This window comes from Vibrio sp. MM46, assembly GCF_027587135.1.
Classification (GTDB): domain Bacteria; phylum Pseudomonadota; class Gammaproteobacteria; order Enterobacterales; family Vibrionaceae; genus Vibrio; species Vibrio harveyi.
Genome location: NZ_JAPPTO010000052.1, coordinates 1 through 6,352, shown reverse-complemented (window position 1 = coordinate 6,352; position 6,352 = coordinate 1). Strand labels below are relative to the sequence as shown.

5 protein-coding genes and 5 tRNA genes are annotated in these 6,352 nt (G+C 43.4%); 3 read left to right on the top strand and 7 right to left on the bottom strand.

Annotation, left to right across the window (positions count from 1 at the left end; all coding sequences use genetic code 11):
* Positions 1-102 precede the first annotated feature (102 nt).
* The 4 genes from OH459_RS27405 to OH459_RS27390 all read right to left on the bottom strand — a co-directional run bounded on the left by OH459_RS27405 (position 103) and on the right by OH459_RS27390 (position 514).
* Positions 103-178 (bottom strand) — tRNA-Thr (locus OH459_RS27405).
* Positions 179-191: 13 nt separating this feature from the next.
* Positions 192-266 (bottom strand) — tRNA-Gly (locus OH459_RS27400).
* Between the two features lie 35 nt (positions 267-301).
* A tRNA-Tyr gene (locus OH459_RS27395) sits at positions 302-386 on the bottom strand.
* A 52-nt stretch (positions 387-438) separates the two neighbouring features.
* Positions 439-514 (bottom strand) — tRNA-Thr (locus OH459_RS27390).
* 206 nt (positions 515-720) lie between these two features.
* Between OH459_RS27390 and coaA the strand changes: the two genes are divergently transcribed.
* Positions 721-1,644 carry a type I pantothenate kinase gene (gene coaA / locus OH459_RS27385; protein WP_017817494.1) on the top strand — a complete coding sequence of 308 codons (924 nt, stop codon included), beginning with the start codon at positions 721-723 and terminating at the stop codon, positions 1,642-1,644.
* A 25-nt stretch (positions 1,645-1,669) separates the two neighbouring features.
* Here the strand turns inward: coaA and birA are convergent, their stop codons facing one another.
* Both birA and murB read right to left on the bottom strand, forming a co-directional pair.
* Positions 1,670-2,635 (bottom strand): bifunctional biotin--[acetyl-CoA-carboxylase] ligase/biotin operon repressor BirA, encoded by a 966-nt coding sequence (gene birA / locus OH459_RS27380; protein ID WP_053053736.1) that lies wholly within the window; start codon positions 2,633-2,635, stop codon positions 1,670-1,672.
* A complete protein-coding gene (gene murB / locus OH459_RS27375; RefSeq protein ID WP_053053735.1) occupies positions 2,632-3,675 on the bottom strand; it encodes a UDP-N-acetylmuramate dehydrogenase in 1,044 nt (347 codons plus the stop codon). Before murB ends, birA begins: the two co-directional genes overlap by 4 nt.
* A 101-nt stretch (positions 3,676-3,776) precedes the next feature.
* Between murB and OH459_RS27370 the strand changes: the two genes are divergently transcribed.
* On the top strand, positions 3,777-4,208 hold the full coding sequence (locus OH459_RS27370; protein WP_017191164.1) for a GNAT family N-acetyltransferase: 432 nt from the start codon (positions 3,777-3,779) through the stop codon (positions 4,206-4,208).
* A 71-nt stretch (positions 4,209-4,279) separates the two neighbouring features.
* Positions 4,280-5,620 carry a CDP-diacylglycerol--serine O-phosphatidyltransferase gene (gene pssA / locus OH459_RS27365; protein WP_005451105.1) on the top strand — a complete coding sequence of 447 codons (1,341 nt, stop codon included), beginning with the start codon at positions 4,280-4,282 and terminating at the stop codon, positions 5,618-5,620.
* A 593-nt stretch (positions 5,621-6,213) separates the two neighbouring features.
* Here pssA and OH459_RS27360 read toward each other — a convergent pair.
* Positions 6,214-6,290 (bottom strand) — tRNA-Trp (locus OH459_RS27360).
* Between the last annotated feature and the right edge of the window lie 62 nt (positions 6,291-6,352).

The following is a 6,352-nucleotide window of genomic DNA, read 5'->3' as shown; positions in this document are numbered from 1 at the left end:
TGAGTAGTCCCTCTAGGTACGGATTTAGGTGGCCCGAATTGACCACGCAACCAAAAAAGATAATTGGTAAATCTTATATCAAAAGGAGATAACTTTGAGAGCTGGTGCTGATAGGCAGACTCGAACTGCCGACCTCATCCTTACCAAGGATGCGCTCTACCACCTGAGCTATATCAGCACTCAAATTAGAGTGGAGCGGGCAGCGGGAATCGAACCCGCATCATCAGCTTGGAAGGCTGAGGTAATAGCCATTATACGATGCCCGCAACACGTAACTCTGAGAGCTATTTCCTAAAGAATATGGTGGAGGGGGACGGATTCGAACCATCGAAGGCAGTGCCGGCAGATTTACAGTCTGCTCCCTTTGGCCACTCGGGAACCCCTCCAAATTTTTAAGCCATTCTTACTACAATTGTTTCCACTAGAAACAGGAAAGAATGGTGCCGACTACCGGAATCGAACTGGTGACCTACTGATTACAAGTCAGTTGCTCTACCTACTGAGCTAAGTCGGCATAAGTGGTGCGCATTCTATTGAATGATTTTCTAGGTTGCAATAGCTATTTCAAAAAAAATCGTAAAATTCGACTTTTTAGAATCGATTGCTGCAAAATCATACAAACCTCGCTTTTTAAAGCAAACTTTCGAGCTTTGTCGTTTGCTTTGCACGGAGCTTGTTGTATGTTCTTGCTCTCGATGAAACCAAGGATAAAAGAGACCCATGAGTCCATTTTTGTCATTTGACCGTGCCGAATGGGCAGAATTGCGCAATTCTGTTCCGATGACACTCTCTGAAGACGATCTGAAAGCGCTTCAAGGCATTAATGAAAACCTCACTATGGAGGAAGCGGTAGAGATCTACCTTCCTTTGTCTCGTCTTTTAAATCTGTACGTTCAGGCTCGCCAAAGTCGTAACTCTGTACTTCAGCAGTTCCTCAACACGGAAGAACATGCTCCACCCTTTGTTATCGGCATTGCCGGCAGTGTGGCGGTAGGAAAGAGTACTACCGCACGACTTCTAAAAGCATTGCTCTCTCGTTGGGAGAACCATCCGAAAGTCGCCCTTGTGACAACAGATGGTTTCTTATATCCAAAGAAAGTGCTGGAAGAGAGAGGCATCATGCATCGTAAAGGCTTTCCGGAATCTTACGATATTAAACGCTTGGTAGAATTCGTTTCAGATGTAAAAGCAGGTCAACCAAACTTAGAAGTCCCAGTTTATTCACACATTACGTACGACATTACTGAAGAACGAAAGAAAGTAGATCGTCCAGATGTACTGATTATCGAAGGGTTAAACGTTCTGCAAAGTGGTATGGACTATCCGCATGATCCACATCGCGTGTTTGTCTCTGATTTCCTAGACTTCTCTATTTATGTTGATGCAGAAACTGAGACCATTGAGCAATGGTATGTAGAACGATTTTTGAAATTCCGCCAAGGTGCATTTACTCAACCAGGCTCTTATTTTAGTCATTACACGCAATTGTCTGTCGAAGAGGCGAAAAACAAAGCTAAAGAAATTTGGCAAAGCATTAACGGGCTCAATCTAGAACATAACATTCTGCCAACTCGCGAGAGAGCCCATCTAATTCTGCACAAAGGTCCTAGTCATCTCGTCGACAAGGTGTCGTTGAGAAAGTAACCTCTATTAGGCACTAGACTCGAGGTTAATCACCTTTCCTTAGGGAGATCTCACCACCAACGTAGGTCTCCAATCCATTAGTGGTTTCTAATACTACACCACCTTGCTGATCGATGCCCTTTACTACCCCATGGATTTCTCTAGGTCCCATCAATAGCTTTACAGGGCGTCCAATAAAGTTGTCTAAACGATTCCAACGCTCTACAAACCCACCGAGCCCTGTCATTTCATATTCTTCTAGTGCTTTCTTCCAGTGTTCAATCAGGTTAATCACTAACTGGTTACGATCGATATCTAGGCTATCGCTCACTTGGTTTAAGGTTGTCCACGGTTGATCGATTTCAGGTTGCAAGTCTGGCATACCGATATTAAGCCCCATGCCAATAACTAGATGCGCTGCCCCACCGGCTTGCCCTGACATTTCAACTAAAATGCCTGCAAGCTTTTTATCTTCGTAGTAAATATCGTTCGGCCATTTGAGTTTCACGCCTTGGATACCCATCTCTTCAATAGCTTCCACTGCTGCGATACCAACAACTAAGCTCAACCCCATAGCCGCTGCCATACCAGCATCCAAACGCCAGTACATAGACAAATACAAGTTAGTCCCAAAAGGCGATATCCATTGGCGCCCACGTCGCCCTCTTCCTTTTGCTTGATATTCAGCCAAACATACGCGCCCCTTATCGGAGTCATCGACTTTCTCGAGCAGATATTGGTTGGTTGAATCTATAACCGAGATGAGTTCAAGTTGAGTATCAACATGAGCTTGAAGCCTTTGCTCATCAAGCAGTTGTAAAGGCTGAGCTAGCTGGTAGCCACGTCCTTGAATCCGGTAAATGTCTACGCCCCAATCATTAAGACCTTTGATGTGCTTTGCAATAGCAGCGCGTGATATACCCAATTCTTGCCCTAAGGCTTCCCCAGAATGAAAATCACCGTCACTTAGCGCTTTGAGAATATGCAGTTTTGCAGAGTGTTCCTTTCTCATCGCGTAGCCTCAATCTCAGTTAGGTTAGTCTCGCCCTTGTTATTCATAAAACGAACTTCATGTTCTAGTTCAATTTGGTATTTATCCCAAACGGTCCTTTTTACCAAAGACGCAAGCTCGACAACGTCATTGGCACTACAATTATCAACATTAGTTAGAACCAAAGCTTGGAGTGGATTTACTTGAGCACCGTTCACTGATACCCCCTTCAAACCACATTGGTCGATTAACCAACCCGCAGCGACTTTCATTCCTCCTTTCGCAGGGTAAGCCACCATATTGCTGTGCTTTTTGATAAGTTGATCGTAATGATCTTGGCTGATCACTGGATTTTTAAAAAAGCTTCCTGCGTTACCAACTTTTGCAGGGTCTGGCAATTTTTCCATTCGCACTTGGCATACACGCTCAAAAATGGTTAGGGGACTAAGCTCTTCTTCAGGAATACTTTGCAAAGGACCATATTGATTGATCGCCTTCCATTGCTTTGGCAGTTTGAGACCGACCGCAGTAATAAAGCATTTTTCATATAATGCATGCTTGAAGATCGAATCACGATAGCCAAATTGGCACTCTTCTGCAGTCATGCGTTTGGTCGTGAAGTTCTCCAAATCGAGGATATCTACGTATTCGCACACATTTTGCAATTCCAATCCATAGGCTCCGATATTTTGAATAGGTGCCGAGCCTGCACAGCCAGGGATGAGTGCGAGGTTCTCAATACCTCCCATGCCTTGTTCTACACACCATTGAACAAGCGCCGGCCAATCCTCACCGCCTTCAATGTGCAATAGATAATGAGCACCTTCTTCAGTAACAGTTTTACCCATTAAGCGGTTAATAATGACCATGCCTTCATAGTGTTGAGTAAACAGCATGTTACTGCCCTTACCTAAAAATAGCTTCGGTAACTCTAGGTAAGCTTCATCTTTAAATAGCTGAATAACATCATCGATAGTTTCAATGATCGCTAAATAAGCACAGGTTTGTTCGATACCAAATGTGTGGAAAGCCTTGAGGCTCGCATGTTTCTTAATTTCCATAGTGGATTTGCAACGCCAGATGAGATTCTCTTAAACTGTAGCCATTCTACCTTAGTTATGTTTTAGCCGCAGTGACAATACCTAGCTCATTAATCATAGAAGTGTTAAATCCGATCAAACTACCTCTGATCAAGAGATTATACAAAGCACATTACCCTGCCGGAAAAGCCAAGCGTGATGAGCTGATCATCACCGCAAGTTTAGAAGGAAAAATCGTTGCTCTCCTTAGAATGAAAGCGGTCGAAAAGTCTCGCTTGCTGACTGGTATGCTTGTTGTTCCGGAATGTAGGGGAACAGGGGTCGGTCAAGCATTACTTACTCATTGCGAAAACACTGTTTTCAACAATGGAGATTATTGCTTTGCTTTTAATCATTTAGAGGCTTATTACTCTCAACATGGATTCAAAACCATTGATAGCTCTGAGCTTCCAAACTCATTGAAAATGGCTTATTTACGGTACGTGGACAGTGGCAAAGATCTCATTCCAATGCAATTCATTACTTCTAGTGCTTCAAACAGTGCGCTTTTGTAGCCAGAGAAATCATATCTTTGGTAAAATATCAGGTTCGCAATATTGCACTTAATTAAGGTACTCACACCGGTATGATAGTAAGTAGGAACCCATTCGAACAGTTGCCAAGTCTCGCAGTTAAGCCTGAAGACTTCGAAGTTCTGCACGCAGCAGATGCTTTCAGAGCTCGTCTTCTTGATGCGATCAGCAAAGCAACGTCACGAATTTACCTAGTCGCTCTATATCTGGAAGATGATGAAGCTGGACGTGAAATTTTCACAGCGCTTTATGAAGCGAAACAGCGCAATCCTGGATTGGACATCAATATCTGTGTAGATTGGCACCGAGCGCAACGTGGTCTCATTGGTGCAGAATCATCTGAAGGCAACGCAGCACTTTACAAGGCATTCGCAAAAAAATACCAGCACTCAATTCCTGTATACGGTATTCCTGTACGAGGCAGAGAAGTCTTTGGTGTACTTCATCTTAAAGGCTTCATCGTAGATGACACCGTCATTTACAGCGGAGCAAGTCTTAACAACGTATACCTACAATACAATGGTCGTTACCGCTTCGATCGCTACCATGTCATTCAACACAAAGCATTAGCAGACTCGATGGTAGGATTCATTCAGGATGAAATGATCGCCCACCCTGCAGTTAATGATCTTGCAGATAAAGATAAACCTGAGACAAAAGAGATCAAAGCGGACATTCGCCAACTTCGCTCTTCTTTAGCTCGTGCTAATTACGAATTTAAACCAGAAGTAGCCAGCGAAGACGAAGTGAAAGTTACACCGCTGGTAGGTTTAGGGAAGCGCCGTAATTTACTCAACCAGAAAATCGTTAAGCTGCTTGCAGCTGCTCAGAACGAAATCTTTATCTGTACACCTTACTTTAACTTCCCGAAAGCGATTAATCGTGAAGTAAAACGTGCAATGAAACGTGGTGTAAAAGTAACAATCGTGGTTGGTGACAAGACTGCAAACGACTTTTACATCTCTCCTGAAGAAGAGTTCAAAACTATTGGTGGTTTACCATATCTGTACGAACTCAACTTACGTCGTTTCGCTAAAGCGAATGAAGCAAGCATTGCTGCTCGCAAATTATCTATTCACCTTTGGAAACATGATAACAATAGCTTCCACCTCAAAGGTATCTGGGTTGATAAGCGCTACATGCTTATGACAGGCAACAACCTAAACCCTAGAGCATGGTCACTAGATCTTGAAAATGGTCTTTTAGTACAAGACAACTTCGCGAAGATGACAGACAAATTTGAACAAGAGGTGGCAAACATTCTAGAGCACACTCAGCTTATTTGTACTTACAAGCAATTAGAGAAAGTGGAAGACTATCCAGTCAGTGTTCAGAAGCTGGTCCGTAAGATCACACGTATCAAAGCTGATGGTGTACTAAAACGCATTCTTTAAAATGCTTCGATAGTAAACTTACAGAGCCCAGTATGAAAATACTGGGCTTTTTTATTATGTACAGCTAGCGACATAGATTACAACATTGTTGCTTTCTTTAAGTATTTAAACTGACAGCTCGCTATACAATGGGATGAGACGACTTTGTATTCTAAGAAATTCAACAAGATAACAGGTCCAGATTGTAACGAAAAGGCTCCAGCATTTCTGCTGGAGCTTTAAATATGACAGAGGTAGATTGGATCAATACTCCGAGATTCGATAGGACTTACTGCCAAGCGAGCTGGAGATCTAATCTCAACACGCACGATTCTGGCGTTAGGAGAATCAGATACTCTTCCAACTAGACTGGTACTCTTTTCTTCATATACGAAAGAGGCTCTAGCATTTCAGCCAGAGTCTTAAATATGGCAGGGGTAGATTGGACCGGCACTCCGGAGATTCGATATGGCTTGCTGCCAAGCGGACTGGCGGCTCAGTTCCCAACACGCACTATTTGGGCATTAGGGGAATCCCCTGCTCTTCCAACTAGACTGGTACTCGTTCCTCCATATACGAAAAAGGCTCTAGCATTTCTGCTAGAGCCTTAAATATGGCAGGGGTGGAGAGATTCGAACTCCCAACACGCGGATTTGGAATCCGCTGCTCTGCCAATTGGAGCTACACCCCTGTAGAAACTACAGTTTATCACATTGTAGATTCAAAAAAACCTCGCAAAAGCGAGGTCTTTGA

What these genes read in the sequence shown, in the direction of transcription:
- coaA (WP_017817494.1), top strand. Translation starts at nt 721, where the DNA reads ATGAGTCCATTTTTGTCATTTGACCGTGCCGAATGGGCAGAATTGCGC.
- birA (WP_053053736.1), bottom strand. Translation starts at nt 2,635, where the DNA reads ATGAGAAAGGAACACTCTGCAAAACTGCATATTCTCAAAGCGCTAAGT.
- murB (WP_053053735.1), bottom strand. Translation starts at nt 3,675, where the DNA reads ATGGAAATTAAGAAACATGCGAGCCTCAAGGCTTTCCACACATTTGGT.
- pssA (WP_005451105.1), top strand. Translation starts at nt 4,280, where the DNA reads ATGATAGTAAGTAGGAACCCATTCGAACAGTTGCCAAGTCTCGCAGTT.